Annotated in this window: 24 protein-coding genes; 6 read left to right on the top strand and 18 right to left on the bottom strand. The window is 60.9% G+C overall.

Features of this window, described 5'->3' with window-relative positions:
• Nucleotides 1-183: 183 nt before the first annotated feature.
• From cas2 to BT108_RS11405, 3 genes are all read right to left on the bottom strand, one after another.
• A complete protein-coding gene (gene cas2, locus BT108_RS11415) occupies nt 184-477 on the bottom strand; it encodes a CRISPR-associated endonuclease Cas2 (RefSeq protein WP_072294680.1) in 294 nt (97 codons plus the stop codon).
• 2 nt (nt 478-479) lie between these two features.
• On the bottom strand, nt 480-2,186 hold the full coding sequence (locus BT108_RS11410; protein WP_072294677.1) for a CRISPR-associated endonuclease Cas4/Cas1: 1,707 nt from the start codon (nt 2,184-2,186) through the stop codon (nt 480-482).
• A gap of 314 nt (nt 2,187-2,500) precedes the next feature.
• On the bottom strand, nt 2,501-3,481 hold the full coding sequence (locus tag BT108_RS11405) for a helix-turn-helix transcriptional regulator (protein ID WP_255369710.1): 981 nt from the start codon (nt 3,479-3,481) through the stop codon (nt 2,501-2,503).
• Between the two features lie 184 nt (nt 3,482-3,665).
• On the opposite strand from BT108_RS11405, the gene BT108_RS13590 reads away from it, so the two are divergent.
• Entirely contained in the window at nt 3,666-3,929 is a 264-nt protein-coding gene (locus BT108_RS13590) for a hypothetical protein (RefSeq protein ID WP_143142482.1), read from the top strand.
• A 69-nt stretch (nt 3,930-3,998) separates the two neighbouring features.
• Here the strand turns inward: BT108_RS13590 and glk are convergent, their stop codons facing one another.
• The 6 genes from glk to cysS form a co-directional block, all read right to left on the bottom strand.
• The gene (gene glk, locus BT108_RS11400; protein ID WP_072294673.1) at nt 3,999-5,021 is read right to left on the bottom strand and encodes a glucokinase; all 1,023 of its coding nucleotides are present in this window, start codon (nt 5,019-5,021) and stop codon (nt 3,999-4,001) included.
• Nucleotides 5,022-5,033: 12 nt separating this feature from the next.
• Entirely contained in the window at nt 5,034-5,852 is an 819-nt protein-coding gene (locus BT108_RS11395; RefSeq protein WP_072294690.1) for a M90 family metallopeptidase, read from the bottom strand.
• Nucleotides 5,853-5,922: 70 nt separating this feature from the next.
• A complete protein-coding gene (locus tag BT108_RS11390) occupies nt 5,923-7,044 on the bottom strand; it encodes a DNA recombination protein RmuC (RefSeq protein WP_072294671.1) in 1,122 nt (373 codons plus the stop codon).
• 123 nt (nt 7,045-7,167) lie between these two features.
• A complete protein-coding gene (locus tag BT108_RS11385; protein WP_143142481.1) occupies nt 7,168-7,566 on the bottom strand; it encodes a hypothetical protein in 399 nt (132 codons plus the stop codon).
• Nucleotides 7,567-7,764: 198 nt separating this feature from the next.
• A complete protein-coding gene (locus BT108_RS11380) occupies nt 7,765-8,499 on the bottom strand; it encodes an EI24 domain-containing protein (RefSeq protein WP_072294667.1) in 735 nt (244 codons plus the stop codon).
• A gap of 119 nt (nt 8,500-8,618) precedes the next feature.
• Nucleotides 8,619-10,001: a cysteine--tRNA ligase gene (gene cysS, locus BT108_RS11375; protein ID WP_072294665.1), complete on the bottom strand. Its 1,383-nt coding sequence runs from the start codon at nt 9,999-10,001 to the stop codon at nt 8,619-8,621.
• 341 nt (nt 10,002-10,342) lie between these two features.
• Between cysS and BT108_RS11370 the strand changes: the two genes are divergently transcribed.
• From BT108_RS11370 to BT108_RS11350, 5 genes are all read left to right on the top strand, one after another.
• Entirely contained in the window at nt 10,343-11,347 is a 1,005-nt protein-coding gene (locus BT108_RS11370) for a nuclear transport factor 2 family protein (RefSeq protein ID WP_255369709.1), read from the top strand.
• A complete protein-coding gene (locus BT108_RS11365) occupies nt 11,344-12,597 on the top strand; it encodes a L,D-transpeptidase family protein (RefSeq protein ID WP_072294661.1) in 1,254 nt (417 codons plus the stop codon). Before BT108_RS11370 ends, BT108_RS11365 begins: the two co-directional genes overlap by 4 nt.
• A gap of 44 nt (nt 12,598-12,641) precedes the next feature.
• A complete protein-coding gene (locus BT108_RS11360; RefSeq protein ID WP_072294659.1) occupies nt 12,642-13,241 on the top strand; it encodes a peptidylprolyl isomerase in 600 nt (199 codons plus the stop codon).
• 8 nt (nt 13,242-13,249) lie between these two features.
• Nucleotides 13,250-13,744 (top strand): peptidylprolyl isomerase, encoded by a 495-nt coding sequence (locus BT108_RS11355; protein WP_072294657.1) that lies wholly within the window; start codon nt 13,250-13,252, stop codon nt 13,742-13,744.
• A 115-nt stretch (nt 13,745-13,859) separates the two neighbouring features.
• Entirely contained in the window at nt 13,860-14,651 is a 792-nt protein-coding gene (locus tag BT108_RS11350) for a M48 family metallopeptidase (RefSeq protein ID WP_072294654.1), read from the top strand.
• Nucleotides 14,652-14,687: 36 nt separating this feature from the next.
• Here BT108_RS11350 and BT108_RS11345 read toward each other — a convergent pair whose 3' ends face one another.
• The 9 genes from BT108_RS11345 to BT108_RS11305 form a co-directional block, all read right to left on the bottom strand.
• A complete protein-coding gene (locus BT108_RS11345; RefSeq protein WP_072294652.1) occupies nt 14,688-16,046 on the bottom strand; it encodes a sigma 54-interacting transcriptional regulator in 1,359 nt (452 codons plus the stop codon).
• A gap of 146 nt (nt 16,047-16,192) precedes the next feature.
• Entirely contained in the window at nt 16,193-16,771 is a 579-nt protein-coding gene (locus tag BT108_RS11340) for a dihydrolipoamide acyltransferase (protein WP_143142480.1), read from the bottom strand.
• Nucleotides 16,768-18,273, bottom strand: coding sequence for a sensor histidine kinase (locus tag BT108_RS11335; RefSeq protein WP_083566410.1), 1,506 nt, complete (start codon nt 18,271-18,273; stop codon nt 16,768-16,770). Before BT108_RS11335 ends, BT108_RS11340 begins: the two co-directional genes overlap by 4 nt.
• Nucleotides 18,274-18,369: 96 nt before the next feature.
• On the bottom strand, nt 18,370-18,699 hold the full coding sequence (locus BT108_RS11330) for a hypothetical protein (protein ID WP_255369708.1): 330 nt from the start codon (nt 18,697-18,699) through the stop codon (nt 18,370-18,372).
• A gap of 74 nt (nt 18,700-18,773) precedes the next feature.
• Nucleotides 18,774-19,136, bottom strand: a complete 363-nt coding sequence (gene arsC / locus BT108_RS11325) for an arsenate reductase (glutaredoxin) (protein WP_072294649.1) — start codon at nt 19,134-19,136, stop codon at nt 18,774-18,776.
• 222 nt (nt 19,137-19,358) lie between these two features.
• Entirely contained in the window at nt 19,359-21,098 is a 1,740-nt protein-coding gene (gene ybaL / locus BT108_RS11320; protein ID WP_072294647.1) for a cation:proton antiporter domain-containing protein, read from the bottom strand.
• A gap of 218 nt (nt 21,099-21,316) precedes the next feature.
• Nucleotides 21,317-22,237 carry a matrixin family metalloprotease gene (locus BT108_RS11315; protein ID WP_072294644.1) on the bottom strand — a complete coding sequence of 307 codons (921 nt, stop codon included), beginning with the start codon at nt 22,235-22,237 and terminating at the stop codon, nt 21,317-21,319.
• A 45-nt stretch (nt 22,238-22,282) separates the two neighbouring features.
• A complete protein-coding gene (gene ald / locus BT108_RS11310; protein ID WP_072294641.1) occupies nt 22,283-23,389 on the bottom strand; it encodes an alanine dehydrogenase in 1,107 nt (368 codons plus the stop codon).
• Nucleotides 23,390-23,438: 49 nt separating this feature from the next.
• Complete coding sequence (locus BT108_RS11305) at nt 23,439-24,821, bottom strand: NAD(P)(+) transhydrogenase (Re/Si-specific) subunit beta (RefSeq protein WP_072294640.1); 1,383 nt, start codon at nt 24,819-24,821, stop codon at nt 23,439-23,441.
• Between the last annotated feature and the right edge of the window lie 3 nt (nt 24,822-24,824).

Here is a 24,824-nt window from a genome sequence, read left to right as displayed (position 1 = left end):
ACCAGTATTTAGATGGATAACTGCGAGAGGTCAGCTGTTCAGAAGTATACCATGGATGCAATATGCTGACGAACAGCCCTATCATAATAAATTATTCCGAATTTTTAAAGACCTAGCACTACCGAGCGCTGCATGGCCTTGAAGACATCACTGCAGCGCTCGCTCGGTCTCGGCAAAAAAAAATTAAACGATCACGGGCTCTCGAGCTACTGGGGTGAACATTTTCCCGAGACTGATCACCCTCGGCACAACCTGCTCGGCGAGACCAAGATCAAGCAGCATCAGATGGTCATCCCTATGATGAATGATCCCGTCGAGCAGTGCAACCAGCTCGGCATGGCGCTGTGCTGTGAGACGGCATTGAAAGATCGACAGCTGGAGCCATTCACCGTAGCCGTTCATCAGATTGTAGACCCGCCGCCATCGTTTCTGATCAGCGATGTCATAGGCGACTATATAAAGATGTTCGGTGTGCATGGCTACCTCGTGGTGAAATTGGGATACTCGGCAATCTCCCCCAGAAGATGCCGCGCCAAGAGCCTGGACTGCAATTCCAGCAACCTGCGGTAACTCAGCTTGTAACCGAACAAGGGATGGGTGACTTCCTGGCTCATGCGTCGTTCAAATGTTCCGATGAAACGCTTCCGGCCATCCTCGGTAAGCGCGACGCTGCCGGCGGCGCTGATGAAATCGGTAGGCCGCACCTCCCCATTGTTGATGGCCTGGATCACGCTCGAATCCGCGATGAGCGGCCGAAACGGCTCCATGATATCGAGGGCAAGCGCGGGACGGCCGTAGCGTGGCTGATGATAGAAACCCCGATACGCATCGAAGCCCACGGCTGTCAACACCATGGTCCATGCACGAACCAGTAGTGCATAGGCATAGGAAAGCAAAGCATTCACAGGATCGGTCGGCGGCCGCCTATTGCGGGTCGTGAAGTCAAATCGCATCGACACATTATCATGCCGGCTCAGCATTGCGGAGAAATGACCAAAATAGCGGGCAGCGGCCTGTCCTTCCGCACCCAGCAACTCGGGAAGATTCGCCGCCCGCTGAGCTCGGCGCAAATCATGAGGAAAACCGTCCATCACGTGCTCGGCACCCTCCTCGCGCTTCCAGTTGCGTCGCAATAATGTACGCTGATTCTGAATCTTGGCCATGACCAGGCCCTTGGCGATGCGCAGACATACGCTGTCGTCGAAGCTTGCACGGTACTGAGCAGTTCGGATTTCGACATTCTTGTGGCCCGTGCCAAAACTGTGACCCAGGAACCAACCGCCAAAGGAGTGCCACGAAATCGGGATACCACGTGCCATCAGCTCATGCAGCGTCGGCGTGGTGACATAGATGTTTCCCATCAGCACGAGTTGGGATACATCGATCAACCGTGCCGTCTGCATGGCCTTGTCCTCAACCGATATTTCGAGCACCTCACCCTTTTTCGCCACTTTTGCACCACGTGCCTGTACATAAACCGGCAGCGCCTCACTGCGAGCCACGGCCAGAGGACGCGGTGCCGTGTCCTCCTTCTTGAGAAAATTCACCTCATCCGGCAGGCAGATGCCGACCAGTGAGCAGCGAGGACATTTGGGACTGTCCTGGAGCGGGGGCGGGATACGTCCTCCCGCTGCGATAAGCCGCAACCCATCGATGGCATTTCTCGTCAGTGCGCGCAGTTCCTCGCAAAAAGCCACGCGTACCCGTTCGCGACTCTCAGCAAAATAAAGCATGCCCTCATCGCACTGATAGCCATGCTCTTCCAATATCAGACCCTGCACGCATAGTTGAACGCGTTCCGGATCATAGGCCCCTTGAGCCACATGAGGGCGCTTGCCGCGCTTGTAGTCGACGGGAGTAACGACATTGCCGTCTCCTTCCACCAGATCCATTCTCGCGATCAGTCCAAGCCGGTTCGACGAAAGCGTAATCGAGCGTGCATGCACGCGCTCCCCTGCCTCGACATCGGCTGGGTTCGGCAAATCACCCCCCGGCTTGTCAACCCGACGATGCGCATGCCGCCCTTCAACAGTATCCGACGACTCCGACCATTCCCCCTGAACCCATTCCAGATATGCCAGCCGGGGACAATACTGGTACTCGTTGACCATGCGCGCGGGCAACAACGGCAGATCGCCGGACAGCTCCGGAAACGGCAGCGGCAACTCCCTTTGTGGCTCATCCATAAATAATTCCGGTCTGACAATATACGTCTATGTCATACTAAGTTTTATCCCCTGTCCCTGCCAAGCGTTGCAAAGAAATTGATCGTAGACGGAATATTGATGAATACCGGGATCGTCCGCATACTCCGCATCAGCTCACTGTCTCATTGAATGTGAACAGCATGTTACTGATCCCTGTAGATCACCAACGCCTGTCCAGCCTGGTCATCGTTCAACGGTTGATGCAACGCTCGATATCTGTCCACGCTATCCGCACATGCCCGCACTTTAACCATCTCCACTTTCAATTCGCGATAGCGATGAATTCAGTCTCCCTACCCGTACCGCTTCAACGCCGCATCGAGGCTTTCCACCACTGCCAGGCGCAGAGAGGCGGGTGAGACCACCTCAACTTCCGGGCCATGCTTGAGGATATCCATGACGAGCTCGCGATCGTCCCGGTACGGAATCCTGAGTTCATAGCTTCCATCGGTCAGGAACTGGCCGGCCTGCCGCGGATGCCACCGCTCGTCGGCCACCCACCGCGCGCGCCCGGGAGAGAAACGCAGGATGGCGGTCTTGACTGCCCTGCCGCCGAAAATGCCGTAGGCACTCGCGTAGTGCTCGTCCAGCTGCTCGTCGGCGACATCATGCGCAGGTTCCCCGGTTTCCGACACATGTGCGATGCGGTCGACGGCGAAACAGCGTAGGCCGTTGCGCAGATGACACCAGGCGTCGAGGTACCAGTTGTCCCGATAATGCGTCAGGCGCTGCGGCGATATCGTACGTTCGGTCGTCCGATCGCGTTCGCGACCGTGATAGCGCATCTGCAGCATCCTGCGCTGCAAGGTCGCGCTGGCCGCGACATGGAACCATGATCCCGCCGGTCGCGCCGCCATCCCGAGGATTCGGATGCGCTGGACAGCCTCGTTCAGACCGAGACGGTGATGATCGAGCAATGCCTGGATGCGATGCGACAAGGGCGCCAGGTGCTCGCGCAGGAGACCTGAATCGAGGTTCTCGAACAAATGCCCGAATACCAGCAGAGCCTGCAGTTCCCTCGAATTGAACCAGAGGCCCGGCAGTTCATACGTACCGCCATCGGCATTCTGCTGGTAATAATAGCCCCCCAGTTCTCCATGCCATTCGATGGGCGCATTGAGGTAGTCCTTCATCGCCCGGATCAGGCGATAAACCGTGGGCTCCGTGCATTCAAGCTGCAACAGCAATTCCGCCCGCGTGACCGGAGTACGCCGGTTGCGCAGGATGCCGTGCAGCTTGTAGATTCGATCGAACTTGTCCAAGGCTGGGGCCAAGCCTGAGCCGACGTAAAATGAGTTTACCCTGGAGGTTTTTATATAATGCTGAGTATATTCTCATCAGTTTGTGCTGAATGTCAACAATATTTGCTTGCCTTTGAAGCAGCTGTCAGTCGGCCGAGCCGATATTCCAGCGTATTGGAGCCCCAGCATGGGACCATCCCGATCACGGATGGTGCCCATGCGAAGGCTCTGGTCTTTCGTCCGGCAACAATTATTCTCTGAATGGGATGCCGCGGGCATCGAAATGTCATCGACATTGAAAGTTGCCAGGGCGACAACCATCGGGCTGGATCGCGATCATGGCATGTCGCAATGGGCGGCATCCGTATCTGATTCATTGCCGGATACCGCTCCATTTCCGCACCGCGCAGAACGGGCCGTGAAAAATTCAATGCGATGCCTGGCCCTATTTCTGATCTGCTCGGTGCCCCTCGAAGGATGAATGCTACGGTTGTTGCAGGCCCCCCACCGGAAACCCACGCACCGGGTGCGCCTGATCTCCCGTATGCTGCTACACCGCCCTCCCCGCCTCCCTGGCGAGGCGCTGTGCCTCGCGCATCGCGCCCAGGAGGCCGACCTTCGGATTCGTCACGACGTGCACGGGGATCTCCTCCATCAGTCCGGAAAACCGTCCCTTGTCGCGAAACGCCTCGATGAACCCCCCCTCCCGCAACTGTCCGACTATCCGGGGAGCGATGCCCCCAGCCACATAGACTCCCCCACGGCTCAGCGCCGCCAGTGCCAGGTTCCCGGCATAGGCCCCATATATCCGGACGAACAGATCCAGCGCCTCCAGCGCAAGCGGATGGCGGTGATTGAGCGCAAGGTCGGTCACCTGTGCCGGCCCCTGGTGAGTCCCGTCACCCGCCTGGGCGATCATCGACGCGTCGGTTCCATGACGATCGACGATGAAATCGAAGATATTGACCAGCCCCGGCCCCGACAGCAGCCGCTCGACCGACACGTGCCCGAATCTTGCTCGCAGGTACTGCAGCAGCTCATCCTGCAGGGCGTTGCCGGGAGCGAAATCCATGTGTCCTGCCTCGCTGGACAGCGGCACGTGGCGATCCCCCTGCCACACCAGCCACGCTCCTCCCATGCCGGTACCCGCTCCGAGTACCACGCCCGTCCCCCGCGCCTCCGGCCTGCCGGGCTGCAAGGTCGCCAGATCATCCGCGGAGAGAATCCCGATGCCCAGAGCCACCGCCTTGAAGTCATTGATGAGACTGACGGCGGGAATCGAGAATTCGCTTGAGATGGCGGCACCGTCCATCACCCACGGCAAATTGGTGAGGCGCACCTGTTGCCGCGCGATCGGCCCCGCCACGGCGAAACAGGCCGAGACGGGGACGTCCGGCAGCCCTGTCGAAGCCACTTCTCTCAGAAAATCCGCAAGCATGCGGGAAAAATCCGGGTAATCGCGGCTCGGATAGCGCCGTTCACAGCACACCCGGATACCGCCTTCGACGGACTGCGCCGCCTGCAGCAGAACCTTGGTGCCGCCGATATCGGCACCGATGAAATATGCGCCCATCCGCTCCTCCTCTCAGGTTCGATCCGGCACGCCCTTGATCCAGCGCAGTGCCGGATCCTGGCGATAGAACAGCGCCAGTTGCGTATAGACCACCGGAAAATGCAGCTTTACCGCCAGCGGAATCTCGAAGAACGCCTCGCTCAGGACGGCAAAGAACTCCGCAGGGCTCTCGGCCGCGTAGGGATCGATGCCGGCACCCACGGCGGAATGGGCGCCCGCTTCGGGCGCGTCCCTTTCGATCGCCTCCACTTCCTCGCAGAAATCCGTGTACGCCCGACCGAAAGACTCGCTCCAGGCCTGTTGGCTCATGCCGGTATGCAACGGGGGACACCCGTTGGCGTCGCCGTTGAGCATGTCGAGCTTGTGAGCGAACTCGTGTATGACTACGTTGTAGCCGCGCCCCGATGCGGCTGCATCCTCCCATGACAGGATGACCGGTCCTCCCAGCCACGACTCGCCCGACGCCGGTTCGCTCTCATGATGCACCACCCCCGCTTCATCTGTATACTCGTAGGTACGGAGGAATTCGCCGGGATATACAATAACTTCAACCCAATCGTCATAGTAGTCCAGATCGAGATTCAGGATCAGGATGCACGCCTGCACCGCGATGAGTACGTGCATCTCCTCCGTGACGACCAGCGCGTGCGCCCCGCTTATCTGCTTGGCATGGAGAAACAGCGTGGCGCACTCGCGCAAACGCTTCAGTTCGACATGATTCAGGCCTCGTAGAAAATCCAGGCGACTGATCACCCTCTTCCACAGATCATCCGGAATCGACTGGTTTTCTAGGATACGGGCACGGTACCAGTTCTTGAAATTCCATGACATCAGCATATTCCAGACAGTGCCCCGACGCGCATGAGACATCCGGCTCCCGCCGAGGCTTGTGAAGCAACCCTCACCGTGGCTCGTCGGTGGGCTGTTCCGCCAGATCTCCCGAATCCACCTCGACCGCGTCGATGCGCGCAAAGCGCTGGCTGATCCGGCGGCTGGAAATATGTACCTCCTCCACGTCGTGGTTGGCCTGGCGGATGTGGTCGGCCAGTTTCTTCATGCGCTCGTCGAAGCGCACGAAGTCCCTGCCGAGCTTGGAAAGCTCGTGCTTGATGACATGCACCTGCTCACGGGTCTCGAGATCCTTGAGCACTGCGCGCGCAGTATTCAGCACTGCCATGAGCGTCGTCGGTGAAACGATCCAGACCTGCTTCTGCATGGCGTAGTCCACGACATCCGCGTGATAGGCGTGAATCTCGGCGAATACCGCCTCTGCGGGCACGAACATCACCGCGCCCTCGCATGTCTCCGGTGGCAGGATGTATTTCCCGGCGATCGCATCCACGTGCCTTTTCACGTCGAGCTTGAACTGCCTTTGCGCGGATTGCCGTCCGGCCTCGTCAGTATCCCGATCGAACATGCGGTGAAAGTTCTCCAGGGGAAATTTCGAATCCACGGCCACCATCCCGGTGGGTGGCGGCAGTTTCAGGACACAGTCTGCGCGGTAGCCGTTGGAGAGGGTATGCTGCATGGCATAGGCTGCCGTCGGCAGAATATTGCGTACCAGGGTCTCCAGCTGGACCTCGCCGAACGCGCCGCGGGAACGCTTGTCGCCCAGCAATTCCTGCAAGCTCACCACGTTGGTGGTCAGACTGTCTATCTTTTTCTGCGCCTCGTCGATGGCTGCCAGCCGCGCCATGACGCTGGTAAAGGTTTCGTTGGTCTTCCTGAAGCCCTCGTCGAGGCGATCGGTGACGCGCCCGCCGATCTGGTCCAGTCGCGTTTCCACGGTACCGCGCAACTGTTCGGTCGTCCTTGCGAGGGTCTCCGACAGACGGTCGCCCTGATGCGCGAACCCCTCGTGCATGTCCTTGAGCATATCGCGATGCTTCTCCTCGAGCATCGCTGCCTGGCGACCCAGCAGTTCCCGCACCAGCGTGGAGAGCATGCCAAGTCTGACCACCAGGAAAGCCATGGTGACGAGGAGCGTGGCAGCGGCAGCGATGATCAGCAGGTTATCGGACATGGCATTCCAAGGGAAAAGGGAAGGGAAGAAGTCTGGTGCCCCAAGGTCGGCGGGCCGGCACAACCGGAGGGGATCGAAGGACACCCCCGCTCACGCACGCCCATTCGTCAGGTGATGCCACCGTCACTGCTGGCGTACGCCCCAGGGATCGTAGCGCTCGTTGTTCAACTGGTGCCGCCTCCACTTGCTTCGATGCTGGGCCGCCCCCCCGTGGCCTGCGGCTTCGTCATCCCTGCTGTACTTCTGCTCCATCCTGTCCTTGCGGCTTGTCCGCCAGGTCTTGTTCGTTCTCTGCGGCTTTGATTTCTCGGTGGCGCCCTCCTGTTCCCAGGGCCTCGCCTCCCAGGGCTTCGCCTCCTGGTTCGGTTTCTTGCCCTTCAACCCCAGCCCGGGATCGTCCGCCTGTTGCGGCTCCGGGTTCCCTGCAGCCTCACGTTTCGAAAAGATATCCTGGTAGGCCAGAGCGACCCCCTGCCACCCCACCAGGGCGCAGGCGAAAAATGCTATCGAAAAGATTCTCATGAGACCCCCTGATGGAATGAATGGCATTCCCGTTCATCCTGGCAGGCACGCCGGTACGGGAATCATACGGTAACTTATAATCCTACGGCACCATGATGGCAAGCAGTCTATCGGATCGGACGCTCACGGCGCTCATTCGTCCAGGTATCCAATCCCGCCGACAGCCAGTACGGGATACATGCAGCGACCCTGCCGAACCTATGCGCGAACAGCGGCCGCAGAATTGTGGCGCAGTGCCTGGAGACGCGCCAGGCCGAAATGGATGAACGTCAAGCCCGCCAGCACCGGGGCAAACAGATTGAAGAAGGGGATGAACTGTACCAGACCCGTTACCAATCCCAGGCTCCAGAGCGATGAACGGCACGCCGAGAACAAGACCCGCATCTCCTCGCGATCCGCATGCTCCGCCAGCGCATCATAGCGGAACAGGCGCTGGTTCAGATAGGCAGCCGCGACGAAGGGAATGATCATTCCGGCACCGACCAGCCATAGCGGAATGGCGGCCAGCCAGATGACGATGAATACGGCGACGGCAACCATGGCATTGAGGAGGCTGCCCATCAATCCGCCTCCGCGCGCGCGGACGAGCGACGGATAGTCGCGCGCCGCCACCAGGCGTACCAGGGCGGGCATGGCGAACAGTGCGGTCATCACCAGCGCCGTCACGAACACCAGCGGCACGAAGAGCAACAGGTGGGCGACTCCCTGGAGACCATGGGCCATCCAGCGCGGTTCCACGCCTTCGAGCCAGTCCTGAATGCCGATCGCAGCAAGGCCCTCCGCGATCCACCCTGAGAAGGTTCCCCAGAACGCCACGCCCAGGATCAGCCATAGCGTCGCCGCCGCAAGTATCGGCCATACGACGATCCACAGCACCTGAAACCGGAACAGATCCCGGAAGGCGCGCACCAACGCGTCGAGTACCGAGGCCATGGATGATCCTCCTTCTCCGGATGAATCCCATCGAACGTTCGCTACCATACGGCATACGCACCGCATGTCCTGCACACCGTCTTCGAAAAGCAGGATCGTGCCTCATGCGCCCGGCGTCCCTATTCCCGTCGCCAGGTCGTACCCTGGGGGCCGTCCTCGAGGACGATGCCAGCCTCAAGCAATTCCCCGCGGATACGATCTGCCTCCCCATAATCCCTGTTCGTCCGCGCGACGAGACGCTGCTGGATCAGGCGCTCGACATCGGCCGAGTCGAGGACGGCATCTTCCCTGCCCATCGTATCCTGGAAGTGTTCCCGCGTATCCCGCTGCAGCAGTCCCAGCACGCCGCCCAGCGCCCGCAGCAGTCCCGCATCCCCCGGCGACCCGTCGCGGTTGATGCCGCTGGCGAGATCGAACAGCACCGCGATGGCCTCAGGCGTGTTGAAATCATCATCCATCGCCTCTCTGAAGCGCCGCGCCGAAGCCTGGCTCCAGTCGACGATCTCGGAAGAGCCGGTCGCCGTACTGTCCTTCAGAGCAGTGTACAGGCGATCGAGCGCGCGTCGCGCGTCATCGAGATGCTGATCCGAATAATTAAGCGGGCTGCGGTAGTGCGCACGCAGGATGAAGAAGCGTACCACCTCCGGCTGATAACGGCGCAGGATTTCACGTACCGTAAAAAAATTGCCGAGTGACTTGGACATCTTCTCGTCGTTGATGCGCACGAAACCGTTGTGCATCCAGTAGTTGGCGAAAGGATGGTCATTCGCACCCTCGCTTTGCGCAATCTCGTTCTCGTGGTGAGGAAACTGCAGGTCCTGCCCACCGCCGTGGATGTCGAAATGCCGGCCCAGGTAGTGCCCGCTCATCGCAGAGCACTCGATATGCCAGCCGGGGCGTCCGGCCCCCCACGGCGAATCCCACTGCGGCTCGCCCGGCTTGGCGGCCTTCCACAACACGAAGTCCAGCGGGTCGCCCTTGTAGGGATCCACGCATACCCGCTCCCCGGCCCGGAGATCCTCCAGCGATTTCCCGGAGAGCTTCCCATAACCTGGAAACCGGTGCACAGCGTAATAAACGTCGCCATTCCCCGCAGTGTAGGCCAGCCCTTTATCCAGCAGCGTACGGATCAGGACGATCATCCGATCCACGTGCAGGGTGGCACGCGGCTCCAGACTGGGAGGCAGGACACCGAGCGCCGCACTGTCCTCATCCATCGCCCGAATGAAGCGGCCGGTCAACACCTCGATGGATTCGCCGTTTTCCTGTGCACGCCGGATGATCTTGTCGTCGATGTCGGTAATGTTGCGGACGTATGTCACCTCGTAGCCGCTCGCCCGCAGCCAGCGCACCACCATATCGAATACAACCATCATGCGTGCATGCCCGAGATGGCAGTAATCGTAGACCGTCATGCCGCAGACGTACATCCCGACGCTCCCCGGGACCAGAGGAACGAAGAGCTGTTTCTCCCTTGCGAGCGAATTATGAATCCGGAGCATGGGGCAAGATTGTGAAACGCACAGGCTTCTTGGTAGAATCGGCAGGCATTCTGACGAAGATCGGATACTCTGGCAGCCAGTCGGACGCGAGGAATCGAAGTGGGAGGACGGGTTGGGCAAAAACGAATGACGGCGACTTCACGTGCTCAAGTGCCAATGGCAGGCATATTCGCTGAAAAATGACGCAGCATGGATTCCTGATGCCTTGCAGCCGATTTCCCCCCAGGCTGGTCAGGCTGCGGGACTGGCCCAACACAAAACCGAGGCAGTATAGCACAATGAAATCGCCAAATTTTCGCCGGGTCGATATGCTCCTGGCTGCCTGTGCCGCTGCTCTGCTGATGACGACCGCCACTGCCTTTGCCGATGAAAACGAAGAAGTCTCCAGGCTTTTCCGACAGGGCAATCTGGCCAAGGCACTGGAACGGGCCGACGCCTACCTTGCCAAGCACTCCAAGGATGCCCAGATGCGATTCCAGAAGGGATTGATCCTGACCGAGCAGAACAAGGTGGCGGACGCCAGCCGGGTGTTCGCCTCGCTGGCGGAAGACTACCCTGATATGCCTGAACCCTACAATAACCTCGCCGTACTGTATGCCAGCCAGGGCCAGTACGAGAAGGCCAGGAGCGCGCTGGAAGCGGCTCTGCGCACGCATCCCAGCTACTCCACCGCGCACCAGAACCTTGGCGGCATCTACGCCACGATGGCCAGTCAGGCGTATGACAAGGCCCTGCAACTCGACAAGGGCAAGGCGGTGGCGCAGACCCGGCTCTCGATGATCAGGAATTGGGGCGTGCAGGACCATCCCCGGGAAACCCAGCTTGCCCTCGCAGTCCCGGTGCCACCGGCACCCGATCCAGGCAAGGCCGCTGACAGGACACCAGCAAGGTCTGCAGAAAAATCGCTGGAAAATACCCCGTCGAAAACCGCCGCAAGAACGCCCGAGCACCCAGCCCCCGCCAATCCCTTTGCAGCCGTGAAACCAGCTTCCGCCCCACGAAACGACTCCAGCGACGTTCTCGGAGCGATCGACGCCTGGGCGAAGGCATGGTCGAGCAAGGATGTCGAAGCCTACCTCGGGTTCTATGCCGGCAGCTTCCGCCCGCCCAAGGGCGTGTCGCGCGCCGCATGGGAAAAGGGTCGCCGCGAGCGTATAGAAAAACCGAAATCCATACGCCTGGACATCACTCACGTCAAGGTCAGCTCGGTGGATGCAACCCATGCGCGGGTCAGTTTCCGGCAATCGTATTATTCCGATATCGTCAGAAGCACCACGGGCAAGACCCTTGAAATGGTCAAATCAGGAGACAGATGGCTGATCCATCAGGAGCAGATCGGACGATGAACGGACGACGGCTGGTCTTTCCCGGGCGAGATCGCGCACTGGGCAGAAACCTGACGGGAGCAGCCCTGCTGTCGGCGTGCTGCCTTGCATCGACGAGCGCATCCAGTGCGGATGACAGCCTGATTCTTTCCGAATTGTCCAGGGCCAATCCGGAGGCAATGCTCGTCAGGAGTCTGCAGGAAATTGCCGAGAACCGCATGGATGCCGCCCTGGACAGCATCGAGCAACTGCTCAGGATCACTCCCAATTTCCGGCTGGCGCAACTCGTCAAGGGTGACCTGCTGATGGCGCGTGCACGCGCCATCAGCGACCTTGGCGATGGCAATGGGATATCCCGGCAAAGCATCGTGGACCTGCGTGAGGAAGCCCGTGCCAGGGTGCAGCGTCATCGCGAGACCGTCCCGCGCAACATGGTGCCCAGGTATCTGCTGCAGATGCCGCCGGAACAGAAGTATGCCATCATCGCCGACACCCGCAGGTCCCGGCTCTATGCGTATCAGAATGTTGGGGGAGAACCCCGCTACCTTGCCGACTACTATATCAGCAGCGGCAAGAACGGATCGCAGAAGCTGAAGGAGGGGGACAAGAAGACTCCGGTCGGCGTGTACTTCATCACGGCCAATCTGCCGCGCGAAAAGCTTACCGACTTCTATGGTAACGGTGCATTCCCGATCGACTACCCCAACGAATGGGACAAGCGCCACGGACGCAACGGATATGGTATCTGGCTGCATGGAACCCCCTCGAATACCTACAGTCGACCCCCTCGTGCCAGCGATGGATGCGTGGTACTCTCCAACCAGGACCTCGATACGGTAAGCAAGCTGCTGCAGGTCGGCATCACCCCCGTCATCATCAGTGACGAGACGGAGTGGAGCACCTCCGGCGACACAGCCGCACTTCGCTCCGTGCTGGCACAGCAGTTGGAAAGCTGGCGGCGAGACTGGGAAAGCGGGAATATCGACTCCTATGTCCGGCACTATGGACAGGATTTCTCCAGCGGCAGCCAGGGGCTTGCCGAATGGATCCAGCACAAGCGTCAGGTCGGTGCGACCAAGAACTGGATCAGGGTGAGCATCGAAAACGTCGGGATGTACCGCTATCCCGGAAGGGACGATCTGGTGGTGATCGACTTTGACCAGGAGTACGCCAGCAATAACCTCTCCAACAGGATGAAGAAACGTCAGTACTGGATGAGGGAAAAGAACGAGGGTGGTTCATGGAAGATCATCTATGAAAACGCCGCCTAGCGATCATTGATAAACTTTTTTCCTCTGCTTCCATGAAGAATCCCATGCCATCCGCCAGACTTCTCTTCTTCACGCTGCTTTCCTTCTGCGTTCCGGCGACGACCCATGCCGCGGACCCCCAGATCGAGATCAGGACCAGCCTGGGTACGATCGTGCTGGAACTCTATCCCGACAAGGCTCCCAGGACAGTTGAGAATTTCCTGGGCTACGTGCGAGAGGGCCATTACGCAGGCACCCTGTTCCATCGGGTCATCCCCGGATTCATGATCCAGGGCGGCGGGTATGACAAGACCCTGAAAGAGAAGCCGGAAAAAGGACCCATCCGGAACGAGGCGGCGAACGGACTGAGAAACGAGACCGGCACCATCGCCATGGCCAGGACCTCGGATCCGCACTCCGCGACTGCCCAGTTCTTCATCAACGTCGCCGATAATACCTTCCTCGACCATACCGCACCAACGCCCAGAGGCTACGGCTACACCGTATTCGGGAGGGTGACCCAAGGTATGGAGATCGTCAACCGCATCGCCGCGACGCCGACGGGTTCGGCGGGTCCGTTCGCCGGCGATGTTCCCGTCACCCCGGTCGTCATCGAAGCGGCCAAGCTCCTGCCGGCCGCCACGACGAATACCACCACCCGATAAGGACCATCATGATCAGACTGCACACCAGCCATGGCATCATCTCGATCGACCTCGACGCCGAGAAGGCACCCCTGACCGCCCAGAACTTCATCGACTACGCCAGCAGCGGACACTATGACAACACGATATTTCACCGTGTGATCGATGGATTCATGATCCAGGGCGGCGGCTTCGAGCCGGGCATGAAACAAAAACAGACGCGCATGCCGATACAGAACGAGGCTGCAAACGGCCTCAAGAACAAAAGATATACCATCGCCATGGCCCGCACTTCCGACGTGCACTCGGCGTCGGCGCAATTCTTCATCAATGTCGCCGATAATCATTTTCTCGACCATACTTCTCCCACCCCACAAGGTTTCGGCTATTGCGTGTTCGGCGAGGTCGTCGAAGGCAGGGAGGTGGTGGATCAGATCCGACAGGTCCGTACAGGCAGCCGCAGCGGTCATCAGGACGTGCCTCTGGAAGACGTGGTGATAGAGCGGGCGGAAGTCGTCCGGTAGGATGCCCGACGACAGGCAGCAAATGCACGCATATCTTTCCTCGAGCCCATTCCTTTTCCCTGTCGCTGCGATGCCAATCCGGCGATCCGCACCCATTTTCCGGGGGTGGACGGCCATGGCCTGCTTCGCCGCATTGGCGATCCTGGCCGGTTGCGCCACGACGACCGCAGGTGGCGCGGTCGGTGCAAGCCGCTCCCAGCTGATGCTGATCTCATCGGAACAACTGGAGCAGACTGCCGCCCAGGGCTATGCCAGGATGAAGACGGATGCGGTGGACAAGGGTACGCTGAACCGGGATGAGGCGATGCTGCGGCGCCTGCAGGCGATCTCCCGCAGGATCGAGCCGCAGACCGGCATATTCCGGCGTGATGCGCCGGCGTGGAAATGGGAAGTCAACATCATCGAAAGCAACGAGCTCAACGCTTTCTGCATGCCGGGTGGAAAGATCATGTTCTATTCCGGCCTGGTCAACCGCCTGAAACTGACAGACGACGAAATTGCAGTCGTGATGGGCCACGAGATCGCCCACGCACTGCGCGAACATTCGCGCGAACAGATATCCCAGGCGATCACGGCGCAGGCGGCGATGCAGGTCGGGTCGGCAATGCTGGGTCTTGGGCGCAATGCGGCCCAGCTTGCCGGCATTGGCTACCAGACACTGATCGCCACTCACTTCAGCCGCACCGACGAGGCAGAGGCCGATCGTATCGGCCTGGAATTGACTGCCCGCGCGGGCTACGATCCGCAGGCCGGCGTCACCCTGTGGCGGAAAATGATGGGTGCCGGCTCCGGATCGCGCCCGCCCGAATTCCTCAGCAGCCATCCGACCGACTCCACCCGCATCCAGCAGATCGAATCACTCCTGCCTGTCGTCATGCCGCTCTACCGGGCTGCCCGGCCGGGCTAACCGACGGCCTCTTCCACGCGCAGCACCTGGAGATGATCAGACCCGAGGCGACTTGAATACGGAGGCGTCGAGCTGATATCTCTGCAGAAGCTTGTAGAATTCTGTCCGATTGCGCTTTGCAAGCCGTGCCGCCTGGGTCACGTTGCCATCCGTGATCTTCAACACACGCACCAGATAGTCTCTTTCGAATCCCCGGCGCGCATCCTCGAATGAGACCAGTTGCTCCTCCTCCTTGTGGATCGCGTCATACATGAGTACCGGCGAGACCAGCGGAGCGGTGCTCAGAGCCACGCACTGCTCCACGACGTTCATGAGCTGGCGCACGTTGCCGGGCCATGAGGCACTGACCATCATCTCCATCGCCTCCGGAGAGAAGCCGTTGATGCTCTTTTCGTACTTCCGGGAGAACGTGGCGAGAAAGTGATTCGCCAGCAGGGGGATATCCTCGCGCCGCTGCGATAGGGCGGGAATGGTCAGCGCGACGACATCCAACCGGTAGTAGAGGTCTTCACGAAAGCTCCCGTTGACGATCTCCGACTTCAGATCCCGATGGGTAGCCGAAATGATGCGCACATCCACCGGGATGGTATGCGTGGCGCCCACCGGACGGACCTGCCGCTCCTGGAGCACGCGCAGCAGCTTGACCTGGAGCAGCAGCGGCATGTCCCCGATCTCGTCCAGGAACAGCGTTCCCTTTTCCGCCAGCTGCAGCAACCCCTTGTGATCCCGTACGGCGCCCGTGAATGCTCCCTTGACGTGGCCGAACAATTCCGATTCGAGCAGCTGCTCCGGGATCGCCGCGCAGTTGATCGCCACGAACGGATGGTGGCGACGCTTGGAAGCCTCATGTATGGCATGCGCCAGCAGTTCCTTGCCCACCCCGCTCTCGCCGTAGATCAGCACGCTCGCGTCGCCATCCGCCACCAGCCTGGCCTTGGTGAGCAGGTCTTCCATGACGGCGCTGCGCGTGACGATGGTGTCGGACCACGCAGGCCCGTCCTCGCCCGCACCGCCGTTGCCGGGAACGCACCTGAGCGCCTGGCTGACGTGGGTCAGCAGCGTCTTGCTGTCGAAAGGCTTGGCGAGGTAGCCGAATACGCCGCGCTGGACTGCTGCCACGGCATCGGGAATGGTGCCATGCGCGGTCAGTATGATCACCGGCAGAGCCGGCAACGCGCGGTGCACCTGCTCGAACAGCGCCATGCCGTCCATGCCGCTCATCTTCATGTCGCTGATGATGAGCTGGGGACGCGTCACATCCAGGTAGTTGAGCGCTGCCTCCGCACTGTGAGCCACGTCCGTCCTGTAACCCGCCGCCGTCAGGCGGATGGTGAGGAGTTCCAGCAGGTCTGCATCGTCATCGACGACAAGGATTCTGGGGCGGATATCAGGCATGTGTCATACTCGGAGATACGGCAGTCATTGGCATCGCTTCATCCCGGGATTGGGTAGAAACCTGGAAAACGACGGAATAGATGCAGGGTGCGATTCGGAGGATCGCCGCCACGGCCGCAACCGCCAGCCCGCTCCCCGCCCGCAAGTCAAGGCGCCCTGAGGATAAGATTCCTTTCCATGCTCTTGATGGCCTCGATCTGCTTCTGCAGGATTTCCGCCCGCTTCTGCTCTTCCTTCAATTTCAACGACAATTCCTCTACGCTGCCGCCCAGCTTCTGTTGCTCCGCAAGCAGGGCCAAAAGCAGGTTCCTGAAACTCTGCAGGCCCGTCACCGGTCCGTTGCCGCGCTGCCAGTCGTTGAGCAGCTGCAATGCCGCGACAGGATCGCGCGAGGCGGTATTGGGCAGGATCAGCAGCACGATCAGCCTGGCCCGGTTCATGTCGCTCCTGTTGAGCGTAAAGTTCTGCCTGACCTTTTCATGAACGCGCGCAAGCTCCCCTGGCGGCAATCTGCGCACGGCGTCGTAGTACTGCATCAGATCCTCCAGCTGACCCGCCACGATCAGATCCAGCGGCAGAGGATCCGCTGCCGGATCCGGTGCCGCATCAAGCGGCACCGCCGAGACCGGCTGCGGGGTCTTGGAAACCTTGGGGGGAATGGAGCAGGCAGCCAGCGCCACCACGATTGTCGTCGCCAACAGGCGAGCCAGTATCACACGGTTCATGCGACCCTCTCGGAATCGCGAACCGGCAGGATGAATCGAAAATGCGCACCCGGGCCGGCATGCTGCAGCAGTTCCATGGTGCCTCCATGTGCATGCGCATATTCGCGCGCGATGGAGAGTCCGAGCCCGGTCCCCCGAACATGACCGTCGAATGCCTGTTGCCCTTGATAAAAAGGTTCGAATACGTTCTTGCGATCCATCTCGGCAACGCCCGTTCCTTCATCCCGGATGTCGAACTGCACCATCTCGCCGACCCGCTCCGCCCGGATATGGATCTGCCCGCCTGGTGGAGAGAATTTGACCGCATTCGACAACAGGTTGTCCATGATCACCTTGATCTTCTGCCGCTCACAGTCCAGGAGGATATCTGGACAGCATATATTCATTTGCAGGCCCTTGTTCATGATGGCAAGATTCTGATCCTGCAATACCTCCTCGAGGATTTGTGCCAGATTCATGCGCTGCTTCACCAGTGCCGCTTTCTCTGTCTGCAATGCGCTGTAGTTCAGCAGGTCCTCGATACGCCGCTGCAATTGTACGCTGTTGCTGTACAGAATTCTGGCTATCCGCTGCTGTTCCCCGGTCAACTCCCCCGCGATACCCTCCGCCAGCAGATCGGCGCCTTCGCGCATGGCGGTCAGGGGCGTCTTGAGCTCATGGGAAACATGCTGCAGAAACCGGGTCTTCTGTTCTTCGAGCTTGAGCAACCGATGGCGCAGCCAGTCCAGGCGTTCTCCCAGGTACCGCAGATCCTGCGGGCCATTCACCCGAATGGACTTGGACAATCCTCCCTCTCCCATGGTTCGGATCGCTTCGTCGATCTGGCGCATCGGATGCGCGATCCACAGCGAAAAAACGAATGCCAGCAGGATCGCGAAAGGAATCAGTGCAAACAGCTGCCATACGACCGTGATGCGGGCATTCGTCGCCATGTCCTGCATCTCTCCCACCTCGCGCTCGATCAGCGTATACCCTGCCGCCGAGAAGACTCTTGCGGCATCCCTGAGAGGAACGAACTTTCCCACCAAGGCGAGCAGTTCCTCCGGAGAATTACTCATCAGGGAGATTTCCTGAAGAATCGAGGCTTCCAATCCCTGCATCTCTTCCAGCAATCGCTTCTGCTCGGCATGCAGGGAGAGTTCAAGGAGATCGGCGACGGCGCTTCCGAACTTCTCGTGTGCGCGGAAGTAGTTTTCCAGCAGGGAGGTATCGCCAAGAATGTGCGTCTGCCTCACGGCGCGCTCCATGGCGGCGATCTCATCCGCAAGGACACGGCTGCCATGGGCGATCTGCGCTGCCCGATAGACGGCCTTTCGACTTTGGTCCGCCATGCGGTCGATGGAAAACGCACTGTCGACGAGCGCAATGATGGGGGGAAGTCCCACCAGTGCGAATCCGAGCAGGATCAGCTTCAGAAAATTCTTGGGCTTGTCCTGCAGCCGCGACCGCGAGGCGATGCCGGTGTCGCCATCTTCCCGCATGGTATCCCCATGAGCGACCATTTCTATCCTTTCTCCCGCACATCCGCCAAAAAAGAATCCTCGCGGACTGTCGGGCAAGCATGCGCCGGGCGGTTCCGGATCGGTTTCGCCAGACCGCTAGGGTTTCAACGGGAGATAGGGCTTGCAATAGTGTTTGTAGGGAAACTCCGGATTCCGGCGCGAGTTCATGAAAACGTCTCCCCCGTTCTTGACGCACTCCCTCATTGCATTGTTGAGGCTTGCATAGTGGGCATCCGGCTCCGTCTCCTTTGAAACCGGGGTGACGCTCTCGCGAATCCTGACACATGCGCCCACTTCCTGCGCTGCATCCGGACTGTCCTTCAGCGGCGGCAGGGGGCACAACTTACAGGGATTGCCCGGACACAGGCATCCGCTGCAAGCCGCCTGGGCCGGAGCGGCGGCCCACCCCGGCAGGGAGATCACCATGCACCACGCCATCCACCGTACCGTTCCGATCAATCGGGCCCGCACGCCGCTTCGCCTACCCGCCCGTTCCGGCATCATTTCTCCAGCAGGTGCCGCACGTTCTCCGGCGGACGGCACAGCACCGCCTCCTCGCCGCGCACCACGATCGGACGCTGGATCAGATCCGGATTGGCCACCATGATGCGCAGCAACTCGTCATCCGGTGGCTGACGCTCGTCAAGCCCCAGGCTGCGCGCCAAAGGCTCGTCCACGCGCAGTATGTCGCGCACCGACAAGCCCAGCTTGACGATCAGTTCGCGCAACGCCTCGACGGTCAGGGGCGTCCCGTAGTAGTCGACGGCATCGAATGCCTTTCCGCTGTCCTGAAGCAATCCCAGCGTGGCGCGACATTTGCTGCAGCCGGGCTTGTAGTAGATCGTGATGTTCTTCTCGGTCATGCAAGGTTCCTCGTCTTCACTCTTTATTCCCGCGCCGTACGGCAGATGTACGACGCTGCCGGCGCGTGGCATTCGTCCTCGAACGGTCCGCCACGGAGGACAGCCGGTCTCGTCAGGCATTACTTTAACAAATACTGGCGCACCCGTGGCGAAACGCGCCGCAAAAACGGTGCGGGTGGGGATCGCGACGCTCCGGTTGCGCGCTCGCCTTCCAGCAACGCGCTATCCGTGTCCCACGCCGCGGGTCTGCGCCCCTGTCGTCTCGTACGTGCCGCATACCTGCAACACATGGCGTGTCATGCTGAGTGCGAGTTCACGCTCACCCAGGAATACCGTACTTCCGCTCTCTCTGCTCAGCAACCCGGCCTCTTCCTCGTTGTGGGCACGCACCGTGACCTCGACCGAAGGATTCAGCATGTGCGCGATCTCGATCATGCGGCGGGATCGCAGCGTATCGGGAACCGCTATCACGAGTACCCTGGCGCGCGCGATGTGGGCCTGTATCAGTACCGCAGGATCGGCCGCGTCTCCCGCCACCGCATGGATGCCATGCCTGCGCAACCCCTCGACCATCTCACGATTCTGATCCACCACCACGAGCGCCAGACCCTGTCCGGTAAGGGTCTCGCCTATATGCCGGCCGACTCTGCCGTATCCCACGAGTACCACGTGGCTGGTCACGTAGCTCGAGGCCACCGATCCCGGCAGCTCCGCCAGGGGGTCGCCGGAACGCTCCAGAACACGAGCCACCCGGGAGCGTGAGCGTATCCATTCCTGCGCAGGTTCGATGATCCGGAACACCAGGGGATTGAGCGTGATCGAGATGAAGGCTCCCGCCAGGATCAGGCTCTGCGCCTCGACCGGCAACAGTCCAAGTGACACCCCGAGCGCAGCGAGAATGAACGAGAACTCGCCGATCTGGGCAAGGCTCGCCGATACCGTCAGTGCGGTATTGAGCGGGTAGCGGAACGCCAGCACCAGCAGGAAGGCTGCCAGCGACTTGCCGATGATGATGATGGCCAACGTCGCGATCACAGCGAAAGGCTGGTCGATAAAAACGTTCGGATCGAACAGCATGCCAACCGACACGAAGAACAGCACGGAAAAGGCATCCCTTAGCGGCAATGACTCCTGCGCGGCACGATGGCTCAGGTCGGACTCGCGCATGACCATGCCGGCGAAGAACGCGCCCAGTGCGAACGAAACACCGAAGAGCATCGCTGAACCATAGGCGATACCGATGGCCACCGCAATCACGCTCAGGATGAAAAGTTCGGTCGAGTGGGTGCTTGCCACATGCCACAGCAGCCAGGGAAACACCCGCTTCCCCACGATCAGCATGAGTGCGATGAATATCGCCACCTTGCCGAAGGTGATCAGCAGCGGCATCAGCCATTCCGCGCCGATGGGATGCGCCGCACTTTCGGCAGGCGCATCCAGCCAGCCAGCGAGTGGCGGCAGGAGCACGAGGACCATGACCATGGCGAGATCCTCGACCACCAGCCAGCCCACCGCGATCGACCCGTTGACGGACTTCAGCACCCCGCGCTGCTCCAGCGCCCGCAGCAGCACAACCGTGCTTGCGGTGGAGAGCGCCACACCGAATACAATCGCCGCCCCCGGATCCCACCCCCAGGCCGTGGCGACCGCCGCGCCCAGGGCGGTGGCCACGCCTATCTGGACGATCGCTCCCGGCAGCGCAATCCGGCGCACCGCGAGGAGATCATTCAGCGAAAAATGCAGGCCCACCCCGAACATCAGCAGGATGACGCCAATTTCGGCCAGTTGCGCGGAGAGTTCCATATCCGCCACGAAACCTGGCGTATTGGAACCCAGGATGACGCCTGCGACCAGATAGCCCACCAGCACCGGAAGCTTGAAGCGGTTGGCGAGCAGGCCCAGGAGCAGGGCAAGACCCAGGCTCACGGCGATCGTGGTGATCAGGGTGACGCTGTGGGGCATGGGCGTGCCGTCCGTCTGGGCAGTAAGAAGTTTGCCCTGCTGACGCGCTTCTGCTATGGAATCGCGGCGCGAGCGCCCTCAGCGAGGCAGAGGGTCACCCGGATGGACGATTCCGTCACCATGAGCGATGAAAACAGGGAATGCTCAGTGAACAAGATACCTCATAAACGGATGGGACAAAAAGGCAAATTTTCCGCTCCGGCATCCCGGGGACGCGATCAGGCTGCGCGCCGGGAGGATGCCCGCAGGCGCCAGCCGAGCAGTCCCAGGCCGGCAAGCATCATGGCCCAGGTATCCGCCTCCGGGATGGGTGACACTTCCCAGCCGATGTCCTGCAACGCCGCAAAGTCGAGTTCGGTAAAATGCTTGCGCTGTCCGGCAGCGATGGTGGGATCCAGCGCCGCTTCCTGGCCCAGGTAGCTGAGCCCGTCCCGCCAGTGGTCGTTGTCGCCGGCCAGGGGGGGAGGGTTGCCCAGGAGGGCGGTCGCGGCAGCCCCGGTGAAGACACCGTTGGAAACCAGATTCCCGTACGAATCGGCGGTACCGAAGCCCAGGATGTGACCCAGTTCATGCACCGCCACGGAAAACAGGTCGAATCCGGAGAAGGTCTCGTCCGTCGCGGGATCGGGATCGAAGTACCAGTTGGCGGCGCTGTCGAACGCGAGCGATCCGCCCCATGGCCCGAAGTCGGTCCGCCCGGCGAGCGGGCCGAGCGCCCCCGTCTGCCCCCTGCTCAGCACATTGTCCCTGAATTCGATACTGTTGACGCGATCGATGCCCACCCCGCCCGGACCGCCGGTGGCGATGGCACTGCCGGCGATCGCGCGGGCGCCGGTGAACACCACGATCTGGTTCTCGGCGACGCTGAATTCGCGAAGGGTTTCCAGGACGCCGCTGTCCGGCCGGAAGAACGTGGCGCTGAAGCTGTTCGATCCGGACGACAGGACCGCACTCAGGCTGTCCTCCAGGCGGCTCTCGAAGGTCGCGGCGGCGGCGTTGAGAATGTCCTGGCGATGGCTGTTGGCGCCGGTGAAGAAACCGGTGTCGTACCGGTAGTCGAAATGGATGTCGATGGCAGCCGAAACGGATGGGCTGGCGGCGAGCAACACACTGATGAGTACAGGAGTTGTGAATTTCATTTCACGTGCCTCTTGAGGGTTGAACTGCTCGGTGGGAGGGGTGGGTTACAGCGCTTGGAGTGGATCAATATACTTCAGGTCGAACTCCTTTGCAATCGCCGGATGGGTCATCGCCCCAGCGTGTGTATTGAGGCCGTGGCGCAGCACCGGGTCGCGGCGCAGAGCATCGAGCCCCTCATTGGCGAGATGCAGCGCATAGGGCGCCGTCTGAGCGTTCAGCGCAAAGGTGCTGGTGCGCGGCACCGCACTGGGCATGTTGGCGACACCGTAGTGCAGCACGCCGTCGACCTCGTAGGTCGGATCGCTGTGGGTGGTCGCACGCGTGGTCTCGACGCATCCTCCCTGATCCACCGCGACATCGACGATCACGGCGCCCCTACGCATGTTCGGCAGCATCCCGGCCGTCACCAGCCAGGGGGTGCGCCCGCCGGGTATCAGCACGGCGCCGATCACCAGATCGGCGCTGCAGACCATCTCCTCGATGTTGGATTCGTCGCTGATGCGCGTCTGCAGCCGCCCATGGTAGATGTCGTCCAGGTACTTGAGGCGGTCATGGCTGATGTCGAGAACGGTGACCTGCGCACCTGAGCCGACCGCGACCCGGGCCGCATTGGTGCCCACGATGCCCGCGCCCAGGATCGCGACGTTGGCCGGCGCCACGCCGGGCACGCCGCCCATCAGGACACCGCGGCCGCCGTAGGTCTTCTGCAGGTAGGTCGCGCCGATCTGGGTCGCCATGCGTCCGGCGACCTCGCTCATGGGCGTCAGCAGCGGCAGCTGCCCGCCATCGGTCTGGACCGTCTCGTAGGCGACGCCGGTCACGCCGCGCTCCAGCAGTGCCAGGGTAAGCGCCCGATCCGAGGCGAGATGCAGATAAGTGAAAAGAATCAACCCCGGATGCAGATATGCGTACTCGGCTGCGGTCGGTTCCTTGACCTTGACCACCATCTGCGCCGCCCAGGCATCCTCGGCGCGGGAGACGATGGTGGCTCCAGCGCCGAGATACTCCTCATCCGCGAGATAGCTGCCGTTCCCTGCCCCGCTTTCCACCAGCACCCGGTGTCCATGGCGCGTCAGGGTCTTCACGGCGCTGGGCGTCATACCCACCCGGTTCTCGTGATCCTTGGTTTCCCTGGGCAATCCGATCAGCATGCCGGCGCAACAAAAAGAAAGGGGTTCCTGAATATGGCCTGCCGGAATTCTACAGCGCCTTCACCATGTCCTCGACGACCTTCTTGGCATCACCGAACACCATCATGGTCTTGTCCATGTAGAACAGGTCGTTGTCGAGCCCCGCGTAGCCCGCCGCCATGCTGCGCTTGACCACCATCACGGTGCGCGCCTTGTGGGCATCCAGGATGGGCATGCCGTATATCGGGCTGCCCGGTACGTTCGCCGCCGGATTCACCACATCGTTGGCACCAAGCACCAGCACCACGTCGGTATTGGAGAAATCGCTGTTGATCTCGTCCATCTCCAGCACCTGCTCGTAGGGTATTTCCGCTTCGGCGAGCAGCACGTTCATGTGCCCGGGCATGCGGCCCGCCACCGGATGGATGGCGAAGCGCGCGTTGACGCCCTTCTCCTGCAGCTTGTGCGCCAGTTCCTTGACGGAATGCTGCGCCCGCGCCACCGCCAGGCCATAGCCCGGCACGATGATGACGCTGTCGGCATTGCCCATCAGGAATGCCGCATCGTCGGCGCTACCGCTGCGATAGGTCTTCTGCGCACCATCCCCCGCCGCGGCTGCCGCACCGCCGTCGCTGCCGAATCCGCCCAGTATGACCGAGAGGAACGGGCGATTCATGGCCTTGCACATGATGTACGACAGGATCGCTCCGGAACTGCCCACCAGCGATCCTGCGATGATGAGCATGGGATTGCCAAGCGAGAAGCCGATGCCGGCCGCGGCCCAGCCCGAATAGGAGTTGAGCATCGAGATCACCACCGGCATGTCGGCGCCGCCGATGGGTATGATGATGAGAAAGCCCAGCACGAAGGCAATGGCGGTCATGGTGGCGAAGGCTGTCCAGTTGGTGGTCTCGCTGAAGAAGAACCACAGGCCGAACCCTACCATGACGATCGCAAGCAGCAGGTTGACGATGTGCTGCCCCCCGAATATGATGGGCGCGCCGCTCATGCGGCCGGACAGCTTCAGGAACGCGATCACGGACCCCGACCAGGTCATGGCGCCGATGAAGGTACCGAGAAACAACTCGAGCTTGCTGCCCATGGGCAGCACTGCGGGCAACCCGAACGAGACCGGATTGTTGACCGCGGCGATGGCGATGAACACCGCCGCCAAGCCTACCAGCGAGTGCATGAAGGCGACCAGCTCCGGCATCGCCGTCATCTGCACGCGCTGCGCGACTACGGCGCCGATGGCGCCGCCCAGCGCGATACAGGCGAGAATCAGCGCCCAGTTCTGGGTGATCGTCAGCGTGGTGGCGACGGCGATGCCCATGCCCACCATGCCGAACAGATTCCCGCGACGCGCAGTCAGTGGTGAACTCAGGCCCTTGAGCGCCAGAATGAAGAAAACCGATGCGACCAGATACGCGAACGCAACAAAGTTTGCGGACATTTC

It is taken from the genome of Nitrosovibrio sp. Nv17, assembly GCF_900119085.1.
In the GTDB taxonomy this organism is placed as follows: domain Bacteria; phylum Pseudomonadota; class Gammaproteobacteria; order Burkholderiales; family Nitrosomonadaceae; genus Nitrosospira.
Note: the sequence above shows the minus strand (reverse complement) of the source record. Positions and strands in the feature narration are given on the sequence as shown.

What these genes read in the sequence shown, in the direction of transcription:
- cas2 (WP_072294680.1), bottom strand. Translation starts at nt 477, where the DNA reads ATGCACACCGAACATCTTTATATAGTCGCCTATGACATCGCTGATCAG.
- BT108_RS11410 (WP_072294677.1), bottom strand. Translation starts at nt 2,186, where the DNA reads ATGGATGAGCCACAAAGGGAGTTGCCGCTGCCGTTTCCGGAGCTGTCC.
- BT108_RS13590 (WP_143142482.1), top strand. Translation starts at nt 3,666, where the DNA reads ATGCGAAGGCTCTGGTCTTTCGTCCGGCAACAATTATTCTCTGAATGG.
- glk (WP_072294673.1), bottom strand. Translation starts at nt 5,021, where the DNA reads ATGGGCGCATATTTCATCGGTGCCGATATCGGCGGCACCAAGGTTCTG.
- BT108_RS11395 (WP_072294690.1), bottom strand. Translation starts at nt 5,852, where the DNA reads ATGTCATGGAATTTCAAGAACTGGTACCGTGCCCGTATCCTAGAAAAC.
- BT108_RS11390 (WP_072294671.1), bottom strand. Translation starts at nt 7,044, where the DNA reads ATGTCCGATAACCTGCTGATCATCGCTGCCGCTGCCACGCTCCTCGTC.
- BT108_RS11385 (WP_143142481.1), bottom strand. Translation starts at nt 7,566, where the DNA reads ATGAGAATCTTTTCGATAGCATTTTTCGCCTGCGCCCTGGTGGGGTGG.
- BT108_RS11380 (WP_072294667.1), bottom strand. Translation starts at nt 8,499, where the DNA reads ATGGCCTCGGTACTCGACGCGTTGGTGCGCGCCTTCCGGGATCTGTTC.
- cysS (WP_072294665.1), bottom strand. Translation starts at nt 10,001, where the DNA reads ATGCTCCGGATTCATAATTCGCTCGCAAGGGAGAAACAGCTCTTCGTT.
- BT108_RS11370 (WP_255369709.1), top strand. Translation starts at nt 10,343, where the DNA reads ATGACGACCGCCACTGCCTTTGCCGATGAAAACGAAGAAGTCTCCAGG.
- BT108_RS11365 (WP_072294661.1), top strand. Translation starts at nt 11,344, where the DNA reads ATGAACGGACGACGGCTGGTCTTTCCCGGGCGAGATCGCGCACTGGGC.
- BT108_RS11360 (WP_072294659.1), top strand. Translation starts at nt 12,642, where the DNA reads ATGCCATCCGCCAGACTTCTCTTCTTCACGCTGCTTTCCTTCTGCGTT.
- BT108_RS11355 (WP_072294657.1), top strand. Translation starts at nt 13,250, where the DNA reads ATGATCAGACTGCACACCAGCCATGGCATCATCTCGATCGACCTCGAC.
- BT108_RS11350 (WP_072294654.1), top strand. Translation starts at nt 13,860, where the DNA reads ATGGCCTGCTTCGCCGCATTGGCGATCCTGGCCGGTTGCGCCACGACG.
- BT108_RS11345 (WP_072294652.1), bottom strand. Translation starts at nt 16,046, where the DNA reads ATGCCTGATATCCGCCCCAGAATCCTTGTCGTCGATGACGATGCAGAC.
- BT108_RS11340 (WP_143142480.1), bottom strand. Translation starts at nt 16,771, where the DNA reads ATGAACCGTGTGATACTGGCTCGCCTGTTGGCGACGACAATCGTGGTG.
- BT108_RS11335 (WP_083566410.1), bottom strand. Translation starts at nt 18,273, where the DNA reads ATGGTCGCTCATGGGGATACCATGCGGGAAGATGGCGACACCGGCATC.
- BT108_RS11330 (WP_255369708.1), bottom strand. Translation starts at nt 18,699, where the DNA reads ATGGTGATCTCCCTGCCGGGGTGGGCCGCCGCTCCGGCCCAGGCGGCT.
- arsC (WP_072294649.1), bottom strand. Translation starts at nt 19,136, where the DNA reads ATGACCGAGAAGAACATCACGATCTACTACAAGCCCGGCTGCAGCAAA.
- ybaL (WP_072294647.1), bottom strand. Translation starts at nt 21,098, where the DNA reads ATGCCCCACAGCGTCACCCTGATCACCACGATCGCCGTGAGCCTGGGT.
- BT108_RS11315 (WP_072294644.1), bottom strand. Translation starts at nt 22,237, where the DNA reads ATGAAATTCACAACTCCTGTACTCATCAGTGTGTTGCTCGCCGCCAGC.
- ald (WP_072294641.1), bottom strand. Translation starts at nt 23,389, where the DNA reads ATGCTGATCGGATTGCCCAGGGAAACCAAGGATCACGAGAACCGGGTG.
- BT108_RS11305 (WP_072294640.1), bottom strand. Translation starts at nt 24,821, where the DNA reads ATGTCCGCAAACTTTGTTGCGTTCGCGTATCTGGTCGCATCGGTTTTC.